Source organism: Winogradskyella sp. ABM4_392 (assembly GCF_056160445.1).
Window position 1 is genome coordinate 1131439 of sequence record NZ_JBSWXE010000001.1, and the last position, 25548, is coordinate 1156986.

The following is a 25548-nucleotide window of genomic DNA, read 5'->3' on the forward strand; positions in this document are numbered from 1 at the left end:
TTTAATCTTAATTTTCCTTTAATGAGATTTCCGCAACTTCGGTGTTATTCTCATTAGTTTCATCACCATCTTTACCGATTTTTATACTTAAGGCTAAAGCATCTTCCATATAAGGAATTTGTTTCATCTTACGGTCAGACTCATCCAATATACCTAAGTTAACCATTCTGTCCTGTAGTTCGGCCCATATTTGGTAATGCTGATCTTCTGGCAGCTCAGGTAACTTAATAATATCTATCATCGAGGTTTTTTCAACCGGATTTATATAAGCTACTGTCTTAAGATCTTTAGCTCTATCATTACCACTAATAATGTATTTTCTGGCATCAGGATCATTAAGTCTACTAAGCTCTGATGATAACTCAGATAACATAGCGTTATTTTTTTCTATATCACTTCTTAAGTCGTAAATCTCGTCTATCACTACATTGTTCTCATCTAGTAAATTCTGATTTTTTTGATACAAGAAAAATGATGATACAGCAAATAAAACAGCAGCAGCCGTCGCAGCAATGCTATACCAAGGCGTCTTTCTGTGTTGTACTAACTGAATAACTTTAGTGTCGTTAGTTTCGTCTAAAGCGTCTAAAATATTTCCTAAAATATTCTTAGGAACATCTACAGCACCAGCTTTAGCAATAATCTCTAAATTATTCTGAAGTTTTTCGTAAGCTGCTGAAGCTTCAGGATAATTACTAAGAAAAAATTCTACCTCCTTGGTTTCCTCATAGGAAGCTTCACCTACTAAGTATTTGTTTAGTAAGTCAGAATTTAAAAAGGTATGTAATTTTGTTTCCATAATTCTGTTATTCTGGGTCGTAAACTTTTTTAAGTTCACGTAATCCTATTTTTAATCTCGATTTTATAGTCCCAAGAGGAATGTCTAATTCGTCACTCGCTTCTTGCTGTGTCATGCCTTGAAAAAACAAGGCGTCTAACACAATTTGGTACTTTTCTTCGAGTCGTCCAACATGCTCTTTAATATCCAATACATCTTGGTTTAAATTGCTTGATGGTAAGATATATACGTTTGAAGTATCGATTTGGACTTCTTTCTGATATCGATTATTAAAACTTCTTAATTTATCTATAGCCGTGTTTCTTGCAATTCTAAATAGCCAAGTAAATAGTTTTGCTTTTTTTGGATCGTATTTATGAGCGTTTTTCCAGACTTTTATAAAAGTTTCTTGTAAAGCGTCTTGAGCAATTTCTTCGTTTATAGTTATTTTTAAAATAACACCGTAGAGACTGTTAGAGTAGTTTTCATACAATAAATCTAACGCTCTTTTGTCGCTTTTATCAAGTAAGTCGATTATTTTCTGTTCGGTTGGTGTAACGCTCAAAATGTTAAAATCTTAGTTTTTAGATTTTTAAAACATCCAAAATGGATTTACAAACGTAAATATAGTTAAATACGGTAATATAAGTATTTCATATTATAAAGTTAGAATAGTCATTTTTTCAGAGAGATTGGTTAATAGCATTTAAAAGATTATTCTAAACTCAAAAGTCGTAACCCTTGTTACGACTTTTGTTTTATATAATGTTTACTTCTGTTTCTATTGAAATATTAAAAATTCGTTTTATTGTTTTTTGAATTAATTGTGCCAGTTCATAAATATCACTTCCTTTAGCATTACCATAATTAACTAGAACTAAAGCTTGCTTTTGGTGTACACCATAGTCATTGAATCGTTTTCCTTTAAAACCAGCTTGTTCTATTAGCCAGCCAGCAGGAACTTTAACCAAGGTGTCCGATACTTTGTATGATGGTACATCTGGAAAATTGGTTTGTAAGTTTTTGAACTCTTCCGTAGTAACTACAGGATTTTTAAAAAAACTACCACTATTACCTATTTCTTTTGGGTCTGGTAGTTTACTTTGTCTAATAGCAATTACTGCATTAGATACATCTTTAATTGTTGGTTTTACAATGTTAGATGTTTGGAGTTCTTGCTTAATAGCACCATAATCTGTATGTAGATTATGGTTTTGTTTGCTAAGCTTAAATGTAACGCTTGTAATGATGTATTCGCCTTTTAAATCTTGCTTAAAAACAGATTCTCTGTAACCAAATTTGCAATCTTCTTTTGTAAAAGTTCTTGTGTTTTGGTCGTAGATATTAATGGCTTGGCAACTTTCAAATACATCTTTTAATTCTACACCATAAGCTCCTATGTTTTGAATAGGAGAAGTCCCAACATTGCCAGGAATTAAAGATAGGTTTTCAATACCACCATAATTGTGCTCTATGCACCAAAGGACAAACTGATGCCAGTTTTCGCCAGCCATGGCTTTAACAAAAACAGCGTCATCAGTTTCATTGACTACCTCAATACCTTTTAAATTTATATGAAGCACTAAAGCATCAATATTTTTAGTAAGAAGCATATTACTTCCACCACCAAGAATAAATAAAGGTTGAGTTCTATTAGTTTTTAAAACTTCCGTAAGAACTGTTTTATCAGTTATATTACAATAGGATTTTGCTTTGGCTTCTAAACCAAAGGTATTAAAGGGTTGTAATGAAACATTATGCTCTATAGCCATTAATCTTTATATACTTTAAGAGCTTCTTCTAAAATTTTAACAGCAGTTTTTAGACTGTTTTCATTTAATACGTATGCAATTCTAATTTGGTTGCGACCAACTCCAGGTGTAGAGTAGAAGCCTGCGGCAGGAGCTACCATAATAGTACTGTTATTATATTCAAAAGATTCTAACAGCCAGCGTGCAAAATCGTCAGAGTTTTTTACGGGTAATTCTGCGATACAATAAAAAGCTCCGTTAGGTTTAGCAACCTTTACACCAGGAATGTTTTCTAAGCCTTCAATTAAAGTGTTTCTACGCTTTACATATTCTTCTTTAACATCATCAAAGTAGCTTTGTGGAGTTTGTAAGGCAGCTTCACTAGCAATCTGTGCTAACGTTGGTGGGCTCAATCTTGCTTGAGCAAACTTTAATGCGGTTTTTATAACTTCTTTGTTTTTAGAAACTAAATAACCAATACGAGCGCCACACATACTATAACGCTTAGATACGGAGTCTATAACTATTGCATGCTCTTCTAAACCAGGTTCTTGTAAAATTGAGTAATGTTCTATGCCATCATAAACAAACTCTCTGTAAACTTCATCTGCAATTAAGAATAAATCATGTTTCTTAACAATAGCAGCAAGTTTGTTGATTTCTTCTTTTGAATATAGATAACCAGTAGGATTACCAGGATTACAAATAAGAATAGCCTTAGTTTTTGGTGTGATGAGTTTTTCAAATTCCTCGATAGGAGGAAGTGCAAAATTGTCTTCAATTTTAGAAATTACAGGAACCACTTTAACACTAGAAGCTGTTGAAAAACCGTTGTAATTAGCATAAAAAGGCTCAGGAATAATAATTTCATCGTCCTCATCCATAATACTACCAAAGGCAAAAAGTAACGCCTCACTACCACCTGTGGTAACAATAATATCGTTATGGGTTACTTCAATATCATTACGTAAATAATATTGAGCAATTTTTTTTCGGTATTCCTCAGAACCTTCAGATCTTGAATAAGCAAGTATATCTAACGAGTGAACTTTTACAGCATCTAATGCTACTGCAGGTGTTTTTATATCTGGTTGTCCTATGTTTAGGTAGTATACAGTTTTTCCTTGTTTGTGAGCTTCTTCAGCATAAGGCACCAATTTTCTAATAGGTGACTCTGGCATATTAATACCTTTCTCAGAAATTTTCGGCATGGTAAAAATTTTAAAGTGCTAAGTTCCGAAATTTCTTAAAGTTTCTACAAAAAATAACATTGAAAATATGTAGTTAAATAAAGATTTGTAAATTCAATCAAATCAAATCAATATTGAAAAGACATCTTACATATATAATTTTACTCTATTTATGTTGGAATAGTTGGTCTATCATCGCTCAAGGTCAATTTCTTTTGAAAGATAAGGTGAGTCAGAAAATTAATTTTGAATTTGCGGCTAATCTTATAGTAATTCCGGTAGAAGTTAATGGTGTGGAACTATCTTTTGTATTAGATACAGGTGTTAGTAAGCCTATTTTGTTTAATCTAACGGAAAATGATTCACTCGATTTAAAAAACACAAAAACATTTTATCTGCATGGTTTAGGTGCAGATGGAAAGATTGAAGCTCTAAAGTCTAGTTACAACAGATTTAAGATAGGTGATGCTGTAGGTAGTAATCAAGATCTGTATGTGGTGTTTGATTCGGATATTAATTTTACACCTCGTTTGGGTGTGGTTGTACATGGTATAATTGGCTATGATGTTTTTAGAGATTTTGTTGTTGAAATTAATTACAGTTCTAAATATATAAGATTGCACAAACCTGATGTATTTAAACCTAAAATATCTAAAAAATGGCAATCAATACCTTTAGAAGTTCACAATAACAAGCCTTATCTAAATGCTACAGTTACGTTGGGAAATAGTTCTGAAGATGTAAAATTACTAATGGATACTGGTAGTAGTGATGCCTTATGGTTATTCGAAAATAAAGAAAAGGGTTTAATACCAAACGACTCTCTTTTTTTTAGAGATTATTTAGGTAAGGGTTTGAGTGGTTCTGTTTATGGCAAGAGATCTAAGGTTAAAAGTTTTCAGTTAAGTAACTATAATCTTATGAATGTGAATGTTGCTTATCCAGATTCTTTATCTGTGGACGTCAATAAAATTCATAAAGGGAGAAATGGAAGCGTAGGAGGTGACATTCTTAAGAGATATAATATGTATGTAGATTATAGTAATGAAAAACTTTACATAAAGAAAAACAACTATTACAAGAAACCATTTACGTATAATAATAGTGGTATTGTATTAGAGCATAATGGCAGTATGTTTGTAAAAGAAAGGATAAATGTTCCCAAAAGTGATGGTTATAGTGTAAATGATGACTTGAATTCTGTAAAAATTGATTTATCAATAAGTCACAGAATGTTATTAAAACCCATGTATAGTGTTGCAGAACTGCGTAAATCTTCTAATGCATACACTTCTGGTCTAAGGGTAGGTGATATTTTGTTGTCAATTAACGGTAAAGAAGTCTATAATATGAAACTGAGCCAGATAAATGAAATCTTGTTTGGCAAAACAGGAAAACCAATAAGGCTAAAAGTTGAGCGTTATGGTGAAGTGAAGATTTTTAAATTTAAGTTAGATGATGCGTTAAAAAGAAATGAGCCCTCAAATTGAGAGCTCATTATAATATTATTACAACTGAGTTTATTGCTCAATCATACTTTTTTCTTTTTTTTCTAAAACACTTGTCTTATCAGGATCTATAACTAATCCTTTGATCTTAAGTGCCACTGTTGGAGTTTCTGCATTAGAATACACAGTGATAGTTTTTCTAATAGGATTAACTCTTTTTGTATCGTACTTAACTTCAATTTCACCAGTTTCACCAGGCATAATAGGCTCTTTTGGCTTTTTGGGTACAGTACATCCACATGTGGATTTTACATTAGATATTACCAAAGGAGCATTTCCGGTATTGGTAAATTCAAACGTTCTAACACCATCAGAACCTTTTTCAATGGTTCCGTAATCAATAACTGTTGTCTTAAACTCTATCTTAGCTACTTTCTTTTCCTGAGCAAAAGACCCAAAACTCATTAAACCTACAAATAGAATTGCTATTAAATTTTTCATCATTTAAGTTTTAAATTGATACTATCAAAACTACTTACTTTTTTACTCTCCTCAAAATTAATTAGATGTAATACATGCTATTTAACAATTTTTGACTTCTATTATCACATAAAACAGCCTAATAATTTTTCAAAAAAAGAAATATAAGTACTTTTGTCAGTTACTTAGCAAAAACGATACCAAATATGGAAATCCCATCAAAATATAATGCAACTTCAGTAGAAAATAAGTGGTACGACTACTGGATGCAACACAATTATTTTCATTCTACACCAGATGATAGAGAACCTTACACCATTGTAATTCCACCACCAAACGTTACAGGAATTTTACATATGGGACACATGCTGAATAATACTATTCAAGATGTGTTAATTCGTCGTGCTCGATTGTTAGGTAAAAATGCATGTTGGGTTCCTGGTACAGACCACGCATCTATCGCTACAGAAGCTAAAGTAGTTGCCAAGTTAAAAGCCGAAGGTATAGACAAAAATGATTTAACACGTGACGAATTTCTAAAACACGCTTGGGATTGGACGCATGAATATGGTGGCGTTATTCTAGAGCAATTAAAGAAATTAGGATGTTCGTGCGATTGGGACAGAACCAAGTTTACAATGGACAACGATATGTCTGAAGCTGTAATAAAGGTGTTTGTAGATCTTTATAATAAAGGACTGATTTATCGTGGTTACAGAATGGTAAACTGGGATCCTGAAGCTAAGACAACACTTTCTGACGAAGAGGTGGAATATGTTGAAAAACAAGGAAAGCTTTACTATGTAAACTATAAAATAGAAGGTTCTGATGAAACTTTAACGATTGCAACAACACGTCCTGAAACTATTTTGGGTGACTCGGCAATTTGTATTAATCCAGAAGATCCAAGACATCAAAATCTTAAGGGTAAAAAAGCAATTGTACCGATTTGTAATCGTGTAATTCCAATTATTGAAGACGATTATGTAGACGTAGAATTTGGTACTGGTTGTTTAAAAGTAACACCAGCACACGATGAAAATGATAAAGTGTTGGGAGATAAGCATAATCTAGAAGTTATAGATATCTTTAACGAAGATGCTACGCTGAATAGTTATGGTATGCATTACGAAGGTCAAGATCGTTTTGCGGTTCGTAAAGCTATTGTGAAGGAATTAGAATCTTTAGGTCAAATCGAAAAGATTGAAAATTACAACAACAGAGTAGGTATATCAGAGCGTACAAAAGCAATTATAGAGCCACGATTAAGCGACCAATGGTTCTTAAAAATGGAAGATTTGGCTAAGCCGGCTTTAGATGCTGTGCTTACAAATGGTGAGGTGAAATTATTTCCAAAGAAATTTGAAAATACGTACCGTCACTGGATGGAAAATATCAGAGACTGGAACATTTCACGTCAGTTACTTTGGGGACAACAAATTCCGGCATATTACTATGGTGATGGAAAAGAAGATTTTGTAGTTGCAGAAACTAGAGAGAAAGCTTACGAACTTGCTGTCACTTCGAGCGTAGTCGAGAAGTCTTTTAAAATTGAAGACTTACGTCAGGAAACTGACGCACTAGATACATGGTTCTCATCTTGGTTATGGCCAATGAGTGTTTTTGATGGAATACGAAATCCTGAAAACGAAGACATAAAATACTACTACCCAACCAATGATTTGGTAACTGGTCCAGACATTCTATTCTTTTGGGTAGCACGTATGATTATTGCTGGTTACGAGTACAAGGGAGAAAGACCATTTGAAAATGTGTACTTAACCGGATTGGTAAGAGACAAGCAAAGACGAAAAATGTCTAAGTCGCTGGGTAACTCACCAGACGCCTTAAAGCTTATTGAAGAATATGGTGCAGATGGTGTAAGAGTAGGCTTGTTATTGAGTTCTGCAGCAGGTAATGATTTGTTATTTGATGAAGCTTTATGTCAACAAGGTAAAGGATTAGGTAACAAAGTTTGGAGTGCTTTTTACTTAACCACACTTTGGGAAGTATCTGATAAAATTGAACAACCTCAATCGAGCAAAATTGGTTTGGATTGGTACGAAGCTAAATTTCAAAAAGCATTAGTAGAGATTGAAGATCATTTTAGTAAATATCGTCTTAGTGATGCGCTAATGGCTATTTACAAATTGATTTTTGATGATTTCTGTGGATGGTTATTAGAGATTGTAAAGCCAGCTTATGGTGAGCCAATTGATGCGATAACATATAATAAGTTAATTGCATTATTTGAAGACAACTTAAAAATCATGCATCCATTTATGCCATTTATTACTGAAGAGATTTGGCAAACTATGAAATCGCGAACACCTGAAGAAGCCTTAATCATAGCAAAATGGCCAGCTCAAAAGGATGCAAATGAAGCATTAATTGCTCAATTCGATTTTGCGTCTGAAGTGATTTCTGGAATCAGAAACATTAGAAAACAAAAGAACATTGCCTTTAAGGATTCTATAGGTTTTTCAGTTGTAAATAATGAAAAAGCAGAACCTTCTTTTGATGAGGTTATTGCAAAAATGGGTAACCTAAGTAGTTTTGATTATGTAAACGAACCTGTTGATGGTGCTTTAACCTTTAGAGTAAAATCTAATGAATACTTTATTCCAATGGAAGGAAGTATAGATGTAGAAGCTGAGGTTAAAAAGTTAACAGAGGAATTAAATTATACCGAAGGTTTCTTAAAATCGGTTCAAAAGAAGTTGTCTAACGAGCGTTTTGTAAACAACGCACCAGAACAAGTTGTAGCTTCAGAAAAGAAAAAGGAAGCAGATGCTCTTGCTAAAATTGAGACAATTAAAGCGAGTTTAGCAAGTTTGAATTAATTCAAGTTTTGAATAACATAGTAAGAAAAGACTGCTATTAAAGTGGTCTTTTCTTTTTACCACTCGTTTATTTTATTACTATCTAACTTAATAAATATGAAGAGTAAGATGGTAAAACCCCAAAGTCCTGAACCACCATAGCTAAAAAAAGGCAGAGGAATACCAACCGTAGGTATTAATCCCATTACCATACCAATATTTATAGTAAAGTGAATAAATAGAATAGAAGCAACACTGTAACCGTAAACACGACTAAATTGAGATTTTTGCGATTCAGCTAAATACAAAACACGTATTATTAAAAACACAAAAAGTAACACCACTATACTACTACCAACAAATCCCCATTCTTCACCTACAGTACTAAAGATATAATCTGTTTCTTGTTCTGGCACAAATTTACCTGTTGTTCTAGTGCCTTCGAGAAATCCCTTTCCTGTTAATCCACCGGAGCTTATAGCTTGTTCAGATTGAATAAGATTATAAGCCTCTGCTTTACGCATTTTTTCGAGTTTCACAGGATCTTTTTCTAAACGTAACCAAAGGCTAATTCTGTTTTGTTGATGAATCTTTAAGCCATGGTTATAGAAGAGTTTTACACCATAAGCGAAACCAATAGCGATAAGTAAAACCAGTACATACTGAATTTTAGATGCACGCTTTTTTTTACGTGTAAAAAAGCGAATGATTAGTGCCAGAGCGGCAACTATAGCAGTAATTAATACGCCAAATTTTAAAGATAATACAGCCAAAAAGATAAGCGATAAAGCCACAATGAGATAAATCTGTTGTAAACCTTCTCTGTAAAACACAAAGAAAAAAGCTGTGTAGACGATAGTACTTCCAGCGTCGTTTTGTAATAAAATTAGTAAGGCAGGAATAAAAATAATAGCAGCAACACGAATTTGGTCTTTTAAGGTTTTCATGTTGGTTTGTATATCACTTATATACTTAGCTACTGCTAAAGCTGTAGCAAACTTAGCAAACTCACTTGGTTGAATTGTCATGCTACCAATACCATACCATGAACGTGCTCCATTAACATCTTTACCAAAAATAAAGAGACCTACAAGCGATAATAGGGCAACCAAATAGATAACACTAGAGAACCGTTCGTAAAACTTGGCTTCGAGCGATAAAATCAGAATAATTATAATGAAGGTGAGTCCAATAAATACCAATTGTTTTCCATAAAGCTCTGTCATGTTGAGATAACTCGTTACCTCACCATCATGAGATGCAGATAGAATATTAACATAGCCAAAACCTATCAGTAAAAGAAAAAGAATAATGGTTATCCAGTCGAACTTAAAACGTCTTTGATTTTCTCTAAGCATTAACTATTGTTTTAAGGTCTCTTGATTTTCAAGTTTAATAGCATAATTATCTATAACCTGAAGTGTTGTTTCGCCATTGATTTTAAAAGGTTCACCAGAATGAGGTTTTGCATATTCATTTTCTAGACTGTGTGTAAGAATCCAGTTTTCAAGATCCGTTCTGGTTATCTTTCCTTTAATATATTTTTCAATCATTAGACTTGCCATTCTTCCTGCAAATCGACTTCCCCAGTATCCGTTTTCTACAAAAACAGCAATAGCGATTTTGGGATTATCTTTAGGTGCAAAAGCAACAAAAATTGAATGATCAGTTAGTTGGGTTTTTTTACCATCAACTATCGCAAAATTTTCTGCTGTTCCTGTTTTTCCACAAATTTCAATTCCTTCAACTTTAAGGGCTTTTGCGGTACCATCATTGTAAACATCGAACATACCTTCTATTACAGGTTTAAAGTGTTGTCTGTCGATAGTAGTATACTTTGGAGTTGTGAATTTTGATGGTATAGTATCACCTTCAATAGTTTTAATGATGTGTGGTGTGTAATAATAACCACGATTTCCAATGGCTGCAGCCATGTTTGCTAATTGAATTGGTGTGGCTTCAACTTCCCCTTGTCCAATAGCATTAGAAACAATGTAGGTTGAGCCCCAACGATTATCTCCGTATGCTCTGTCATAATAATCTCCATCTGGAATACGACCAGGACGACCAACTGATAAGTCGTTGTTTAGGAAATCTCCTAATCCAAAACTCTTGGCGTGTGCCGCCCATTTATTCATGCCGTCACCTGCATCATCATATTTGTCAATAATTCGTCTGTAGACATTTACAAAATAAGCATTGCAGGATTGCGCGATTCCCATATTCATATCAACAGGACTTCTATGATGATGACAACCGGTTAAACGTCTGCTACCGTAATAATAACCCATTCTACAACTAAAAGTATCATGTTCATCTACTACACCTTCTTGTAAGCCTATTAATGCATTGATGACTTTAAATGGCGAACCTGGTGGATACTGAGCTAACAGACCTCTATCAAATAAAGGTTTTGCAATACTATCATAGTGCAATTTTGTGTAGTTCTTAGATCTGTTTCTACCTACTAAAATATTTGGATTGTAACTTGGTCCGGTTACCATGGCTAAAATCTCACCACTATTAGGTTCTATGGCAACAATACCTCCACGCTTATGTTGCATTAAAAGTTCACCGTAAGCTTGTAGTTCAGAATCTATAGTGATAGTAATATCCTTGCCAGGTACAGGTAAGGTATCTAATTTTCCTTCTTGAAAAGGCCCAATATTTTTATTAAACCTATCTTTTTGAATAAATTTTATACCCTTTGTACCACGCAGAATTTCTTCATAAGATTGCTCTACACCTTGTTTGCCAATTAAATCTCCTAATTTGTAATAGGGTTGTTTTTTAATGATACTACGGTTAACTTCACCAATATCACCTAAAACATTGGCGCCAATAGTGGTTTGGTAAGATCTTAAGGAACGTTTCTGAATATAAAAGCCTACATATTTTCTCATTTTTTCCTGAAGCACAGCGTAATCAGATTTTGATAACTGTGGGACAAATGGTGAAGGCAATCTTGGAGAATAGTTTTTTGCGCGTTCTAATTTTTTATCAAATTCTTCTCTGGTAATCTTCAATAGGTTACAAAATTCAACAAGTTCTAATGAGTCCATAGGTTCAACTTCCCTTGGAATAACCATAACATCATAAGATGGTTGGTTGGCTACTAATAATTTACCATTTCTGTCGTATACATAACCACGCTTAGGATAGGTATACTCTTTTTTTATTGCTGAATCTTCAAAAATATCATACTCATAACCACCATAGACTTGCAGATAGAACAAACGTGCTATAAAAACAATGCCAACAAGTATAACTGTAGTTAAGAGTAAAAGTTTTCTCATTTTTTGTTTCGACTAAATAGAACTATGATTAGGATACAAAGTATTATAGTAAAAATACTAGAGAATAACGTTTTTTTCAAAATTAAAAGTATACCAGAAATGTTAAAAACTTCTAGAGAAAACAAAATGAGATGATGGGTAAAAGTACCTAGCGTAACGTAAGTAATTAAACTACCTAAGTCAGTATTGCTAAACTTTATACTTTGGTGCTCATAGAGCATACCAAATGATGTTTTTAAGAAAACTGGTCTGGCATAGGCTAAAAAAACCGAAGCAGCAGCATGAACACCACCAGAGTCCATAAAAATATCAACAAACATACCTAATATAAAACTTGTAAGTAGTAAAACGAGACGATCTTCTCTTATAGGAAACAGAAAGATAAAAATGATATAGATGTATGGATTAATGTAACCCAAAAAGTTTATATGGCTACAGATAACAACTTGAGTTAGAAGCAGTAAAATAAAACGAATACTATTTACACCTAGAGCACTATTCATTACTGCTGTTTTGTAATTTTAAAATCTCGTCTCTGTCTTTGTTTTCGATAATGTAAACTGTTCCGATGTTTGTCATATCATTAAACAGTCTTACTTGGATTGTGTATGTATCTCCACTAATGTCTGTTTCAAAACTTTCAATACTCCCAATGTTTATTCCTTTTGGAAAAATTGAAGACTGACCACCTGTAACAATGGTGTCTCCTGCTTTTACAGGAGCAAATTTAGATACATCAATAAGCTGAACAAATTCTGGGGATTTACCATTCCAAGTTAAAGAACCTATATGGTTTGAGTTTTTTAGTTTAACATTAATTCTACTTTTTTTGCTCAAAATAGAAAGTACAGTAGCATAATTTTTAGAGGTATTATCAATGATACCAACAATACCTTTTGATGTTATAACACCAAAATCTTGTTTAATACTATCATTCTTGCCTTTGTTAACAGTTAGAAAATTATTGGTTGACGAATAGCTATTTTTGTAAACATCAGCAATTGTTACTCTGTAATCCTTTTTTGAGATTGAAGTGTCAATAACAGTATTATTGTTAGAGTTAACGGAATTGAAAAGTTGTTCTTTTAAGCGTTTGTTTTCTTCGGCTAAAATTTCATTCTCTTGCTCTAAATCGAAATATTTATCAATTGAATTTACAGTGCCATAGACACCACCAGAAAGTGCGTTAGCAGAGTTTATAAATTTACTTCTATGATAAGAATGTGATTGTATAGTAAGTGCTAAACCAATACTAAAGAGGAATAAAAACAACAGAAAGGTTTTGTTTCTAATAACAAAATTGATGATTTGTTGCATTTATTTCTCGTTTATTTTATCAATACGCTTTTGTATTTTGGCAAGTTTTTAAGAACAATTCCTGTACCTCTTACTACAGCTCTTAATGGGTCTTCGGCTATATAAACAGGTAAATCTGTTTTTTGAGATAAACGCTTGTCTAAACCTCTAAGCATAGATCCTCCACCAGCGAGATAAATACCAGTATTGTAAATATCTGCAGCCAATTCTGGAGGAGTTTGTGATAAAGTTTCCATTACAGAATCTTCAATTCTTAAGATGGATTTATCTAATGCCTTAGCAATTTCTCTGTATGATATCTGCACTTGCTTAGGCTTACCAGTTAATAAGTCACGTCCTTGTACACTCATATCCTCTGGTGGTAATTCTAAATCTTCAGTAGCAGCACCAATCTGAATTTTAATTTTTTCAGCAGTTCTGTCTCCAACATAAAGGTTGTGTTGCGTACGCATGTAATAGATAATATCGTTTGTAAACACATCACCAGCTACTTTAACTGATTTGTCACACACAATACCACCAAGTGCTATAACAGCAATTTCAGTAGTTCCGCCACCTATATCAACAATCATGTTTCCTTTGGGTTGCATAATATCTACACCAATACCAATTGCAGCAGCCATTGGCTCATGGATAAGATAAACCTCTTTACCATTAACACGCTCACAAGATTCTTTTACAGCTCGCATTTCAACTTCAGTAATACCAGAAGGAATACAAACAACCATTCTCAACGCAGGATTAAAAAACTTTTTCTTAAGCGCAGGTATGTTTTTTATAAACATACTTATCATTTGCTCAGAAGCATCAAAGTCTGCAATTACTCCATCTTTAAGAGGTCTAATTGTTTTAATGTTCTCGTGGGTTTTACCTTGCATCATGTTGGCTTCTTTACCAACAGCTATTATTTTATTGCTAATTCGGTCTCTTGCTACTATAGAAGGACTGTCTACAACTACCTTATCGTTGTGTATAATTAGTGTGTTTGCGGTTCCTAAATCTATGGCTATTTCTTCTGTTAGGAAATCAAAAAATCCCATGCGCGTTTATAATATTATTCGGGTTATTCTTGTCAAAGTTTTTTGACTAAGCGTAAATGTAATAAATTATACGTTATTTCTGCCTTTATAGATGTTTTAACTCTATATATTTTTTAATGCTTAAAATGACGTGTTCCTGTAAAGACCATGGCAACATCATTTTCGTTACAGTAATTGATACTTAATTCGTCTTTTATTGAGCCACCAGGTTGAATTACAGCTTTAATACCAGCCTTATCGGCAATCTCTACACAATCTGGAAAAGGGAAAAATGCATCACTTGCCATAACAGCTCCTTCTAAATCAAAATTGAAAGATTTTGCTTTATGTATAGCTTGGTTTAGGGCATCTACACGACTTGTTTGTCCTGTGCCACTTGCACAAAGTTGTTTGTTTTTTGCAAGTACGATAGTGTTAGATTTTGTATGCTTACATAATTTTGAAGCAAATATTAAATCTTCAATTTCTTGTTGTGTTGGTGTTGTTTTAGTAACGGTTGTTAAGTCTTCCTTACTATCCGTTTTTGCATCTCGTTCTTGTACTAATGCACCATTTAAACATGTTCTTACTGTAGTTTTTGGAAGCTTAATATCATTTAAGATTAATAGAATTCTATTTTTCTTGCCTTTTAAAATTTGTAAAGCTTCGCTACTAAATGATGGAGCAATGACAACTTCACAGAATAATTTATGAATTTCTTCAGCAGTTGCTTTGTCAATTTCAGAATTACTAATTAAAATACCGCCAAACGCAGAAACAGGATCACCAGCTAAAGCATCTACATAAGCTTGATGAACCGTGCCTCTTTGAGCAAAACCACAGGCATTGTTATGCTTTAAAATGGCAAATGTTGGGTCTTCGCCTTTGAATTCTAAAATTAAATTTACTGCTGCATCAACATCTAAAAGGTTATTGTAGCTTAATTCTTTACCATGCAGTTTTGTAAACATTGCATCAAAATCACCAAAGAAGAATCCTTTTTGGTGTGGATTTTCTCCGTAGCGCAATACCTTACCCTTAGTTTCGCTAATTTTTAATGCAGCTTCTTCATGATTTTTATTAAAGTAGTTGAAGATTGCAGTATCGTAATGCGAAGAAACGTTAAACGCTTTAGCAGCAAATCGCTTACGATCTTCTTCAGAAGTTTCTCCATTTTTAGATTCAAGTAATTCTAAAAATTCAGCATAATCCTCTACAGAAGATACACAGGTAACATCTGCATAGTTTTTAGCAGCAGCTCTAATGAGTGAAATACCTCCAATATCAATTTTTTCAATGATATCTTGATTATTTGCGCCAGAAGCAACAGTTTTTTCAAAAGGATATAAATCAACAATGACCAAATCTATTTGTGGAATATTAAATTCTGCAAGCTCAGCAACATCACCTTCGTGATTTTGACGATTTAAAATACCACCAAAAACTTTTGGATGTAAGGTTTTAACACGACCACCTAATATTGAAGGATAAGATGTAACATCTTCTACAGGTACAACGTTAATGCCTAAATCTTTGATGAATTTCTCTGTTCCACCAGTTGAATAAATGGTAACGTTGAGATCGTTTAATTTTTTTACTATTGGCTCTAATCCGTCTTTACTAAATACCGAAATTAGCGCTGAGGATATGGTTTTGTTGCTCATAATGTTGTGTTGTGATTTTGATGCTGCAAAAATAAAATAAACAATACGATTATCTTTGTGGTTATATGAGTTTCTTTAAGTTTTTTGTAACAATAAATTGTTGAAAACGTCCTATCTTTAAATTGTTTTAAAACAACCAACATATGCTTGTCTATTTAAGAGTATTCAAAGAGAGTTTTTCGTTTGCACTAAATGCTCTCAGAAATAATAAGTTACGTACCTTTTTATCATTATTGGGCGTCACTGTTGGTATATTCTCCATTATTGCAGTTTTGGCAGCTGTAGATTCATTAGATAAAAACATTAAGGAAAATCTATCAGGACTTGATAAAAACACTATGTACCTCACTAAATATTCTTTTGGGCCAACAGAAGTGCCAAGATGGAAACGCGATAACTTTCCGCAAACAGAGTATGATGATTATGAATTTGTGAGACGTAATATACCAGACATTGAAGAGTCAGCCTATGTGATTTTTGGAGGTAGAGAAACTATTCGTTATCAAGCAGAAACATTAACTAATATTGAGATTACACCGATTTCTCATGGTATTTATGTTATTGATGATTTAAAAATTGATAAGGGTAGATTTTATTCAGAATTAGAGTCAGATACAGGAGCGCCTGTTATTGTTATTGGTTACGAATTAGCTGAAAATTTATTTGATCAGTCTAATCCAATCGGTAAAGTGGTAAGAGTATATGGTAGAAAGTTGACTGTAATTGGTGTTTTAGAGAAATATGGATCAGGCTTAGGTGACTCACCAGATGTTAAAGGTTTTGTGCCAGCAAATTTTGTGAGACAATTTAGAAATGGTGGTGTAGATGGCTTACCTGGAGCTGTGGTAATAAAGCCAAAAGCAGGTGTAGATATGGGTGCTTTTGAAAGTGTTTTAAAACAAAAATTTAGAGCGTACAGAGGCCTGAAAGCTGACGAAGATGATGACTTTTTTATTAATAAATTATCTGGTTTAGTATCTTTTGTTGATGCTATTATTGGAACACTTAACCTTGTTGGTTGGGTAATAAGTGGATTTTCACTTTTGGTTGGTGGTTTTGGTATTGCCAATATTATGTTTGTAAGCGTAAAAGAGCGTACCAATCTTATTGGAATTCAGAAATCTTTAGGAGCTAAGAATCGTTTTATTCTATTTCAATTTTTGTTCGAAGCCGTAATTTTAGCTGTTGTAGGTGGCTTAATCGGTCTGTTTCTTGTTTATATAACAGCTTTAATAATGAATGGAGTAGTGGGAGAAGACTTTGAGTTTGTCTTATCTTTTGGCAATATGTTCCTTGGTTTTGCCCTTTCTACATTTATAGGATTAATATCTGGAGTAATACCTGCAATTTCAGCATCTCGACTAGATCCTGTTGAGGCTATTAGAACTGGAATGTAGGATCTCTATGAAGAAGCAGTTTTGGAAATACTATTTTTTTGTATTTATAACTTTAATTCTGGTATTATTTAGTTGTTTCTACTTTTCTGATGGATTAATAGGGATAAATAAAACTGTAAATTGGGCTTGGGATTTTACCAATTTTATTTTTTGGATTATTAATCTGATATATTTAGCTGCTATAATTTTGGTTGCGTATTTACTAACTAATGTTTTAATTAGTGTAGTTAATCATTTTGTTAAATAATTTCAGCAACTTCTTCACAAACAAACTCTAAAAAGCGTTCATCAGCTTCAGTAAATGGATCTGGAGTATTTGAGTCTATGTCTATTTGTCCAATATTTTCTCCATTTACAAAAATTGGGATTACAATTTCAGCTTTTACAGTGATACTGCATGCTATGTAGTTGTCTTGTGCAGATACATCTGGCACTACAAAGTTTTTATTACTTACAGCAACTTGTCCGCATATGCCTTTTCCAAAAGGAATTATGGTGTGGTCAGTTGGCTCACCAACATAAGGTCCAAGTTTCAACTCGTTTTTATCACCATTTTTAAAATAGAAACCAACCCAATTGTAATAGTCTATATTAGCTTCAAGAAGCTCACAAATTTTTAAAAGACGCTCGTCTGTTGCTAAGTTTGTATTAGATACTATTGATTTTATTTTGGGTTTTAGGGTTTCAAAAGTCATAATTGTAAATTTTTGGCAAAAATATCTAAAAGCATAAACTTTTAAATTAGGGTTTTCATAAATTTAACAGCCTACAACTAATAAAGTTTTATTTGAGAGAACTCTTAACAAAATATAAACTCGTTATAAGATTCATTATCACCTTTTTATTGGTATATGGAGTATTAACCATTGGTTATAATGTTTACTTAAAATTATCTGATGGTTCTAAGCACTATCCTGATTATATGACCAACTTGGTCGCTAGGCAGACTAATTCTTTGCTGAATAGTGTGGGATATGAAGCTAAAGTTATACCACATCCCAAAGAACCTTCAATGAAGGTAATCATTAACGGAAAGTTTGTAGCCAGAGTTATAGAAGGTTGTAATGCAGTGAGCATTATCATTTTGTTTCTATCTTTTATTGTTGCTTTTGCAGGAAAGATAAAAACAACATTGTTCTATTGTTTTGCAGGTAGTATAATCATATATGCCTTTAACCTTATCCGAATAGTGATTTTATCAGCAGGACTTTACCATTACCCATGGAGACGCGAGGTCTTGCACAATGTTATTTTTCCAATGTTAATTTATGGGACTGTATTTATGCTTTGGATGTTTTGGGTAAATCGATTTTCTAAAAATGTAAAAGCAAATGCCTAAACTTACGCGCTACATATTAGCTGTTTTATTATTACTTGTTTTGGTGGCGATTAGAGGTTTTGAGGATTATTTGTTCTACGATCCTTATCTCACATTTTTTGAAAATGACTATCTCTATATAGATAATCCAAGACGCGAAGTAGCTAAATTAGTGTTCTACACAAGTCTTCGATATTTGCTTAATACATTGGCATCATTAGGGATTTTATATCTGATTTTTAATGATAAAGTGATGATAAAATTTTCGGTTCTACTGTATGCGATTGCCTATGTGTTATTATTAATTCCTTTTCTATATTTTGTTATTAATCCCAAGCAAGAAGATTACTATTTGTTTTTTAATATCAGACGATTTTTAATTCAGCCTATAGGTTTAATTCTTCTATTACCAGCATTTTACTATTACAAGCTTAATCGTTAAGGATTTTATAAAATCATTTCTGTTTGTGCCAATTTTGTAACTTTGCAATGTGAAATTTTCATTTCTAAATAGAACCATTGCTGTAACACTATCTTTTTTAGTGTTATTTTCTACATTGTCTATAGCCATAGAAAAGCATTTCTGTGGTGGCACATTGGTTGACGTTGCTATTTTTACCAAAGCAAAAAAATGCGGTATGGAGATGAAAAGTATGAATCAATCGGAAATCACAAAAAAGCCTTGTTGTAAAGATGAAACAGAAATCATCAAAGGGCAGGATGAATTAAAAACAAATTCATTTGATGATTTACCAAGCATACAGAAGCAAATACTTGTTGCTTTTCAGTTTAGTTATATCAACCTGTTTGAAAGTTTACCTAAAAAAACCACACCAAACAGAGATTATTCACCTCCCGAAATAGTGAAAGACATACACGTTTTGGACGAAACTTACCTTATTTGATTAAAGGCTAACTTTTTAAGATAACTACTGCTTTTTTAGCTAGTAGTTTATTACAATTTAAGTTGTCTCTTATAATCAAATTAAATGAAAACATATATAATAATTTTATCATTGTTCATGGGATACACATTAACAGCCCAAGAACAATTAGAAGGTGTGGTTTTAGAGTCTGAAGGCTCTAAAGAAATGCCATTACCAGGTGCAAATGTGTATTGGCTTGGTTCATCAATAGGAACCATAACAAACGATGATGGTAAATTTTCCTTACCGTACAAATTCTCTTATAACAAATTAATTATAAGTTACGTCGGTTTTAAAACAGATACATTAATTGTTAACGAAAACAGTTACATACGGCATGTACTACAGGCATCTCAAGAACTAGATGCTGTTACGGTAACATCTCGAAAACAAGCCACAAGTAAATCATTCCTCAAAGCAACTAATACGATTACAGTAAGTTCAGATGAACTACTAAAGGCAGCTTGCTGTAATTTATCTGAGAGTTTTGAAACCAATCCATCTATTGATGTAAATTTCGCTGACGCGGTTTCAGGAACAAAACAAATAAAAATGTTAGGTCTAACTAGTCCATACATATTGATTACCACCGAAAACATTCCTGCAATTCGAGGAGCGTCCCAAGCTTATGGACTAAGTTTTATTCCAGGTACTTGGGTGGAAAGTATCCAGATTTCTAAGGGAGCAGGTAGTGTAGTCAACGGGTTTGAAAGTATTGCAGGTCAAATTAACACAGAGTTAGTTAAACCTACTACAGATGATGGATTGTTTGTAAATGCTTTTGCTGGTCTTAACGGTAGATATGAACTCAATACGCATATCAATCGGAAAGTATCAGATAAATGGAGTACAGGTTTGTATGTTCATGGTAATTTAAGAAATCAAAAATTTGATAATAATGATGACTCTTTTCTAGATGTGCCATTAAAGCAACAAATTAATGTGATGAACCGTTGGCAATATACTAATGGAGAAAAAGGTTTAGTAAGCTTTATCAACCTAAGGTATCTTAATGATAATACGCAGTCAGGACAGACGAATTTCGATCCAGAAAGCGATAGAGGTACAACTAATTTTTGGGGAAGCGAAATTGATACCCAACGTTTTGAAATTACTACTAAACTAGGCTATGTAAATCCCGAAATTCCATATCAAAGTTTGGGTGTACAGACAGCATATAGTTATCATAAGCAAGATTCATATTATGGTTTAAATAATTATGACATAACGCATAATAGCTTTTACTCTAATTTGGTCTATAACAGCATTATTTCAGATTCGCGTCATAAGATAAAAACAGGTTTAAGTTTTACGTATGACCATTATGATGAATTGGTAAATGTCGAGTCATACGAGCGTACAGAAAATTCGCTAGGAGGCTTTTTTGAATATTCATATGATAACTTAGATAAGCTGACTATGACAGCTGGTATTAGAGCAGATCAACACAATAGATTGGGCTTTTTTATTACACCAAGACTTCATTTGCGTTACACACCTTGGGAAAAATCAGCATTTAGATTTTCTGTGGGAAGAGGAAAACGTAGTGCCAATATTTTTGCTGAAAATCAAAATATGTTTGCCAGCTCAAGACAAATCAATATTTTAAATTTAGGAGGAAAGATTTATGGTTTAGATCCTGAAATTGCATGGAATTATGGAGTAAGCTACTTACAAGGATTTAATCTCTTTGGAAGAAAAGCTGACGTAACCTTTGATTTTTATAGAACCAATTTTCAAAATCAGGTTGTGGTAGATTGGGAAAATCCTTTTGAAGTAAATTTTTATAATCTCGAAGGAGATAGTTATGCTAATAGTTTTCAATTTGAATTTAACTATAACCTGTTTAAAAATTTTGATTTGCGCACAGCTTATAAGTTCTATGATATCAAAACCGATTATAATTCTGGTGAATTAGAAAAACCATTAGTACCTAAACATCGCGTATTTGCTAATGCTGCTTATGAAACAGATCAGAAGGATAATGGTGCGCAATGGAAGTTTGATGCCACATATAATTGGTTAGACTCTCAACGCTTTCCAAGCACAACGTTAAGTGCTATAGAATATCAATTAGATGAATATTCACCAACTGTAGGAACATTAAACCTACAGGTAACAAAAGTCTTTTCTCATAAGTTTGAAGTATATTTAGGAGGTGAAAATGTAACTAATGTAAGACAAAATAATCCAATAGTTAGTGCAGACAATCCGTTTGGTTCAAATTTTGATACTAACTTTGTATATGGTCCTATATTTGGAAATATGTACTATGCAGGATTACGATTTAGAATAAAATAAACTGTAATTCCTGCGAAGGCAGGAATCCACATTAAAAGAATAAATAATTAGATTCTGAAACAAGTTCAGAATGGCAAAAACAATAATAAAATGAAACAAGTAACTTTAATTTTAGCACTATTAGTAACCACATTAACATTTGCTCAAAATAAGAATGCAAAAGCTTCTATGGAAGTAGATGGTGTTTGTGGTATGTGTAAAGATCGTATAGAAAAAGCTGCGATTAGAACTAAAGGTGTAAAATCTGCAGTATGGAATGTAGACACACATGAGCTTAAGTTAATTTATGACGAGCGTAAAACAGATTTAAAAACTATTTCTAAAAATATTGCTGCTGTAGGTCATGATACAAAGGAAATAAAAGCAACAGATGAGGCTTATGATGCTGTTCATCCTTGCTGCAAGTATCGTGATAAGGAAACGGTTAAAGACCATGAAGGAGAAAAGAATAAAGAGAATAAAAATTAAGATATAAAACCTGAATTAGTATTCAGGTTTTTTTATGAATTAATTTGAATGTTTTAAAATTTTAATCGAACTTGGTTAGCATGTAATTGAAAACATTAAAAATGAGAGACCTAAGCTATGTATTTCTGTTTTTAGCCTTGATTGCTGAAGTTTTAGGAACAATAGGTGGATTTGGGTCGTCTGTTTTCTTTGTTCCAATCGCAAACTTTTATTTCGATTTTGAATCGGTTTTGGGCCTTACTGCTATTTACCATCTATCAAGTAATCTGAGCAAAATCGTATTGTTTAAAAAAGGACTTGATAAAAAACTACTGATTAATATAGGAGTACCTTCTGTAATCTTTGTGGTCGTAGGAGGATTACTTGCAAAGGTTTTTAATAGTCATTATCTCGAACTGTTTCTTGGTCTATTCTTAGTTGTTTTGGCAATTGTCTTTTTAATAAAAAAGGATTTAATAATAAGTCCTAATAAAAGAAACGCCTTAATTGGTGGTGGCTTATCAGGATTTTCAGCTGGACTTTTAGGAACAGGTGGCGCAATTAGAGGCTTAACTATGGCAGCCTTTAACTTGGAAAAAAGTGCTTTTATTGCAACGTCGGCTTTTATAGACTTTTTAATTGATTTCTCAAGAACGTTTGTATATTACTATAATGGGTTTATTCATAATCATGATTTAATTTATATCCCTTTTTTAATAGTAATTGGTTTTATTGGTACTGCAATTGGAAAAAAGATACTAAATCATATTCCTCAAGATAAATTTAAGAAGATTTCATTGAGCCTAATTTTATTAATTGGATTAATCACTTTGATTAATGTTGTACTAAATTGATATTGTCCTTTTATTAAAAGGATAATGTTTTTCGAGCTATTTATCTTTACAAGAGCGATAATAGGCTATCACAACTTTTAATACCCATCTCAGTGGCATCAAATTTTATCATAAAAGATCCTCTGATGGCTTGCATCATATTTTTAAGAAGTTTTTCATCTTTAAAAGGCGATTTACCTTCACTCATAAGATCATAATCGGTGTTGTAGATAAAATAATTTCCTAAATAATCCTTATTTATAATTTCTTGGCGTTCATAAGCATTTAATATGGCTTTGTAATTTGAGTAGTGCCTCTCAATAGCTTTTTTCAATTCTAAATTATCAATAAGCTTTAGGTCACCCGAGTTAACCAATGCTTGATAGGTAAAATCTTTTGGTGTGAAATCTGTTAACTTCGCTATTTTGTATATATCTCTAATATCATAATTAATGTTTGTGTCTGGATTTGCCAATTTTGGTAAAAGACTTGAGACAATTTCAATCTTCTTTTTAATGAGATTTATATTACCTTCTAGTTGAGCTTTGTCTTGTTCAATATCTTGTTTTAGACTAGTAATGTATTGCTTTTTCTGCGCTTTACTTTTATTGTCTTCGGCGCATTTGTTTAGGCTAAAGGCTATAGAAATGCCAACAATGACGATTAATATTTCACCAAAAGCATATGAGATTTTCTTTTTCATAAAAGATAAAGTGTTGGTTTGCTCTAAGTTATAATAAAAGTGGAAAAAACAAAAGCCCTTGATTTTCATCAAAGGCTTTTGTTTTGTTGTTCAAACTCTACTGAGCTATCAGTGCCAGTGAGTTTATTGCTTGTCCGTGCTACGGACTACATCATACCAGGCATTCCGCCTCCACCCATTGCTGGCATTGCAGGTGCATCTTCTTTAATATCTACTAAAGCACACTCGGTAGTTAAGATCATACCAGCAACTGAAGCTGCATTTTCTAAAGCAATACGAGTTACTTTCTTAGGGTCTATAATACCTGCTTTAAGCATATCTACATATTGCTCAGACTTAGCATCATAACCAAAGTCTTTTTTACCTTCTAGTACTTTGTTGATAACTACAGATCCTTCACCACCTGCGTTCTCAACAATAGTTCTTAAAGGCGCTTCAATCGCTTTATTAACGATTTGTACACCTGTAGTTTCGTCAAGGTTATCTGTAGTGATTTTTTCTAAAGTCTTTTTAGCTCTTACTAAAGCAACTCCACCACCAGCAACAATACCTTCTTCTACAGCTGCTCTAGTAGCATGTAAAGCATCGTCAACACGGTCTTTCTTTTCTTTCATCTCAACCTCAGACGCTGCTCCAACATATAATACAGCAACTCCACCAGCTAATTTTGCTAAACGCTCTTGAAGTTTTTCTTTATCATAGTCAGATGTTGTAGTTTCTATCTGAGCTTTAATTTGGTTAACGCGAGCTTTAATATCTGAAGACTTACCGCTACCATTTACAATTGTTGTGTTGTCTTTGTCTATCATTACAGACTCAGCAGTACCTAACATAGAAAGGTCAGCGTTTTCTAGAGAGAAACCTCTTTCTTCAGAGATTACTGTACCACCAGTTAAGATTGCGATATCCTCTAGCATAGCTTTGCGTCTGTCACCAAAACCAGGTGCTTTTACAGCTGCAATTTTTAATCCGCCACGTAATTTATTGACTACTAAAGTAGCTAAAGCTTGTCCTTCTACATCTTCTGCGATGATTAATAACGGACGTCCAGATTGTGCAACTGGTTCTAAGATTGGAAGGATTTCCTGTAAGTTAGAAATCTTCTTGTCGAATAATAAAATGTATGGATTCTCTAAATCAGCTATCATTTTATCAGCATCAGTCACAAAGTATGGTGATAAATAACCTCTATCAAATTGCATACCTTCTACAACATCTACATAAGTATCTGTTCCTTTTGCTTCTTCTACAGTAATTACACCTTCTTTACCAACTTTTCCAAAAGCTTCTGCGATAAGCTCACCAATAGTATTATCATTGTTAGCAGAAATAGAAGCTACTTGCTGAATTTTTTCAGAAGAGTTGCCTACTTTTTTAGCTTGCTTTTCTAAGTCTGCAGTAATTGTTTCTACAGCCTTGTCAATACCACGTTTTAAGTCCATTGGATTAGCTCCAGCAGCAACGTTTTTTAAACCTTCTTTTACGATAGCTTGTGCCAAAACAGTTGCAGTTGTTGTTCCGTCACCAGCTAAATCGTTAGTTTTAGAAGCGACTTCTTTAACCATTTGAGCTCCCATGTTTTCTAGCTCGTCTTCAAGCTCAATCTCTTTTGCTACAGAAACACCATCTTTGGTTACTTGAGGTGCGCCAAATGATTTACCAATAATTACGTTACGTCCTTTAGGTCCTAAAGTTACTTTTACAGCATTTGCTAAAGCATCAACACCACGTTTTAGTCCGTCGCGTGCTTCAATATCGAATTTTATATCTTTTGCCATTTTTTTAAATTTTTAGCTTTTTGCCTCTAGCATTTTGCTATTGGCTGATAAGTTTATTAATTAATTTAAAGGTGCTAATA

At 33.0% G+C, this 25548-nt stretch carries 23 protein-coding genes; 9 read left to right on the top strand and 14 right to left on the bottom strand.

Annotated features, from left to right (window positions below; genetic code table 11):
• Window positions 1–7: 7 nt before the first annotated feature.
• From ACXAFS_RS04980 to ACXAFS_RS04995, 4 genes are all read right to left on the bottom strand, one after another.
• Window positions 8–799 carry an RNA polymerase subunit sigma-70 gene (locus ACXAFS_RS04980; protein ID WP_475305684.1) on the bottom strand — a complete coding sequence of 264 codons (792 nt, stop codon included), beginning with the start codon at window positions 797–799 and terminating at the stop codon, window positions 8–10.
• A gap of 7 nt (window positions 800–806) precedes the next feature.
• Window positions 807–1343, bottom strand: a complete 537-nt coding sequence (locus tag ACXAFS_RS04985) for a sigma-70 family RNA polymerase sigma factor (protein WP_331808303.1) — start codon at window positions 1341–1343, stop codon at window positions 807–809.
• Between the two features lie 193 nt (window positions 1344–1536).
• On the bottom strand, window positions 1537–2550 hold the full coding sequence (murB, locus tag ACXAFS_RS04990) for a UDP-N-acetylmuramate dehydrogenase (RefSeq protein ID WP_475305686.1): 1014 nt from the start codon (window positions 2548–2550) through the stop codon (window positions 1537–1539).
• Window positions 2550–3740: a pyridoxal phosphate-dependent aminotransferase gene (locus ACXAFS_RS04995; protein WP_475305687.1), complete on the bottom strand. Its 1191-nt coding sequence runs from the start codon at window positions 3738–3740 to the stop codon at window positions 2550–2552. The genes murB and ACXAFS_RS04995 overlap by 1 nt, the downstream gene beginning before the upstream one ends.
• Window positions 3741–3853: 113 nt before the next feature.
• Between ACXAFS_RS04995 and ACXAFS_RS05000 the strand changes: the two genes are divergently transcribed.
• Window positions 3854–5209: a retropepsin-like aspartic protease gene (locus ACXAFS_RS05000; RefSeq protein ID WP_475305688.1), complete on the top strand. Its 1356-nt coding sequence runs from the start codon at window positions 3854–3856 to the stop codon at window positions 5207–5209.
• 30 nt (window positions 5210–5239) lie between these two features.
• Here the strand turns inward: ACXAFS_RS05000 and ACXAFS_RS05005 are convergent, their stop codons facing one another.
• Complete coding sequence (locus tag ACXAFS_RS05005) at window positions 5240–5668, bottom strand: DUF1573 domain-containing protein (RefSeq protein WP_475305689.1); 429 nt, start codon at window positions 5666–5668, stop codon at window positions 5240–5242.
• Window positions 5669–5853: 185 nt separating this feature from the next.
• Here ACXAFS_RS05005 and ACXAFS_RS05010 point away from each other — a divergent pair, with 185 nt between their 5' ends.
• The gene (locus ACXAFS_RS05010) at window positions 5854–8490 is read left to right on the top strand and encodes a valine--tRNA ligase (RefSeq protein ID WP_475305691.1); all 2637 of its coding nucleotides are present in this window, start codon (window positions 5854–5856) and stop codon (window positions 8488–8490) included.
• A 56-nt stretch (window positions 8491–8546) separates the two neighbouring features.
• Here the strand turns inward: ACXAFS_RS05010 and rodA are convergent, their stop codons facing one another.
• From rodA to purH, 6 genes are all read right to left on the bottom strand, one after another.
• Window positions 8547–9827 carry a rod shape-determining protein RodA gene (gene rodA, locus ACXAFS_RS05015; RefSeq protein WP_475305692.1) on the bottom strand — a complete coding sequence of 427 codons (1281 nt, stop codon included), beginning with the start codon at window positions 9825–9827 and terminating at the stop codon, window positions 8547–8549.
• Between the two features lie 3 nt (window positions 9828–9830).
• A complete protein-coding gene (mrdA, locus tag ACXAFS_RS05020) occupies window positions 9831–11765 on the bottom strand; it encodes a penicillin-binding protein 2 (protein ID WP_475305693.1) in 1935 nt (644 codons plus the stop codon).
• On the bottom strand, window positions 11762–12268 hold the full coding sequence (locus tag ACXAFS_RS05025; RefSeq protein WP_475305694.1) for a rod shape-determining protein MreD: 507 nt from the start codon (window positions 12266–12268) through the stop codon (window positions 11762–11764). Before ACXAFS_RS05025 ends, mrdA begins: the two co-directional genes overlap by 4 nt.
• Window positions 12261–13082, bottom strand: coding sequence for a rod shape-determining protein MreC (mreC, locus tag ACXAFS_RS05030; RefSeq protein WP_475305695.1), 822 nt, complete (start codon window positions 13080–13082; stop codon window positions 12261–12263). Before mreC ends, ACXAFS_RS05025 begins: the two co-directional genes overlap by 8 nt.
• Window positions 13083–13093: 11 nt before the next feature.
• Window positions 13094–14122: a rod shape-determining protein gene (locus tag ACXAFS_RS05035; protein WP_138433260.1), complete on the bottom strand. Its 1029-nt coding sequence runs from the start codon at window positions 14120–14122 to the stop codon at window positions 13094–13096.
• Window positions 14123–14235: 113 nt separating this feature from the next.
• Window positions 14236–15765, bottom strand: coding sequence for a bifunctional phosphoribosylaminoimidazolecarboxamide formyltransferase/IMP cyclohydrolase (purH, locus tag ACXAFS_RS05040; protein ID WP_475305696.1), 1530 nt, complete (start codon window positions 15763–15765; stop codon window positions 14236–14238).
• 143 nt (window positions 15766–15908) lie between these two features.
• On the opposite strand from purH, the gene ACXAFS_RS05045 reads away from it, so the two are divergent.
• Entirely contained in the window at window positions 15909–17162 is a 1254-nt protein-coding gene (locus ACXAFS_RS05045; protein ID WP_475305698.1) for an ABC transporter permease, read from the top strand.
• Window positions 17163–17401: 239 nt separating this feature from the next.
• On the opposite strand, the gene ACXAFS_RS05050 is transcribed toward ACXAFS_RS05045, so the two are convergent.
• Window positions 17402–17857 carry a GAF domain-containing protein gene (locus tag ACXAFS_RS05050; protein WP_475305699.1) on the bottom strand — a complete coding sequence of 152 codons (456 nt, stop codon included), beginning with the start codon at window positions 17855–17857 and terminating at the stop codon, window positions 17402–17404.
• A gap of 92 nt (window positions 17858–17949) precedes the next feature.
• Here ACXAFS_RS05050 and xrtF point away from each other — a divergent pair, with 92 nt between their 5' ends.
• The 6 genes from xrtF to ACXAFS_RS05080 all read left to right on the top strand — a co-directional run bounded on the left by xrtF (window position 17950) and on the right by ACXAFS_RS05080 (window position 23008).
• Complete coding sequence (gene xrtF, locus ACXAFS_RS05055; protein WP_475305701.1) at window positions 17950–18501, top strand: exosortase family protein XrtF; 552 nt, start codon at window positions 17950–17952, stop codon at window positions 18499–18501.
• On the top strand, window positions 18494–18922 hold the full coding sequence (locus ACXAFS_RS05060; protein WP_475305702.1) for an exosortase F system-associated membrane protein: 429 nt from the start codon (window positions 18494–18496) through the stop codon (window positions 18920–18922). Before xrtF ends, ACXAFS_RS05060 begins: the two co-directional genes overlap by 8 nt.
• A 49-nt stretch (window positions 18923–18971) precedes the next feature.
• Window positions 18972–19385, top strand: coding sequence for an HYC_CC_PP family protein (locus tag ACXAFS_RS05065; RefSeq protein WP_475305703.1), 414 nt, complete (start codon window positions 18972–18974; stop codon window positions 19383–19385).
• Window positions 19386–19469: 84 nt separating this feature from the next.
• The gene (locus ACXAFS_RS05070) at window positions 19470–21707 is read left to right on the top strand and encodes a TonB-dependent receptor plug domain-containing protein (protein WP_475305704.1); all 2238 of its coding nucleotides are present in this window, start codon (window positions 19470–19472) and stop codon (window positions 21705–21707) included.
• Between the two features lie 90 nt (window positions 21708–21797).
• Window positions 21798–22175 (top strand): heavy-metal-associated domain-containing protein, encoded by a 378-nt coding sequence (locus tag ACXAFS_RS05075; RefSeq protein ID WP_475305705.1) that lies wholly within the window; start codon window positions 21798–21800, stop codon window positions 22173–22175.
• A 101-nt stretch (window positions 22176–22276) separates the two neighbouring features.
• Complete coding sequence (locus ACXAFS_RS05080) at window positions 22277–23008, top strand: sulfite exporter TauE/SafE family protein (protein WP_475305917.1); 732 nt, start codon at window positions 22277–22279, stop codon at window positions 23006–23008.
• 46 nt (window positions 23009–23054) lie between these two features.
• Here the strand turns inward: ACXAFS_RS05080 and ACXAFS_RS05085 are convergent, their stop codons facing one another.
• On the bottom strand, window positions 23055–23690 hold the full coding sequence (locus tag ACXAFS_RS05085) for a DUF6090 family protein (protein WP_475305706.1): 636 nt from the start codon (window positions 23688–23690) through the stop codon (window positions 23055–23057).
• Window positions 23691–23836: 146 nt separating this feature from the next.
• Window positions 23837–25468, bottom strand: coding sequence for a chaperonin GroEL (groL, locus tag ACXAFS_RS05090; RefSeq protein ID WP_475305708.1), 1632 nt, complete (start codon window positions 25466–25468; stop codon window positions 23837–23839).
• Between the last annotated feature and the right edge of the window lie 80 nt (window positions 25469–25548).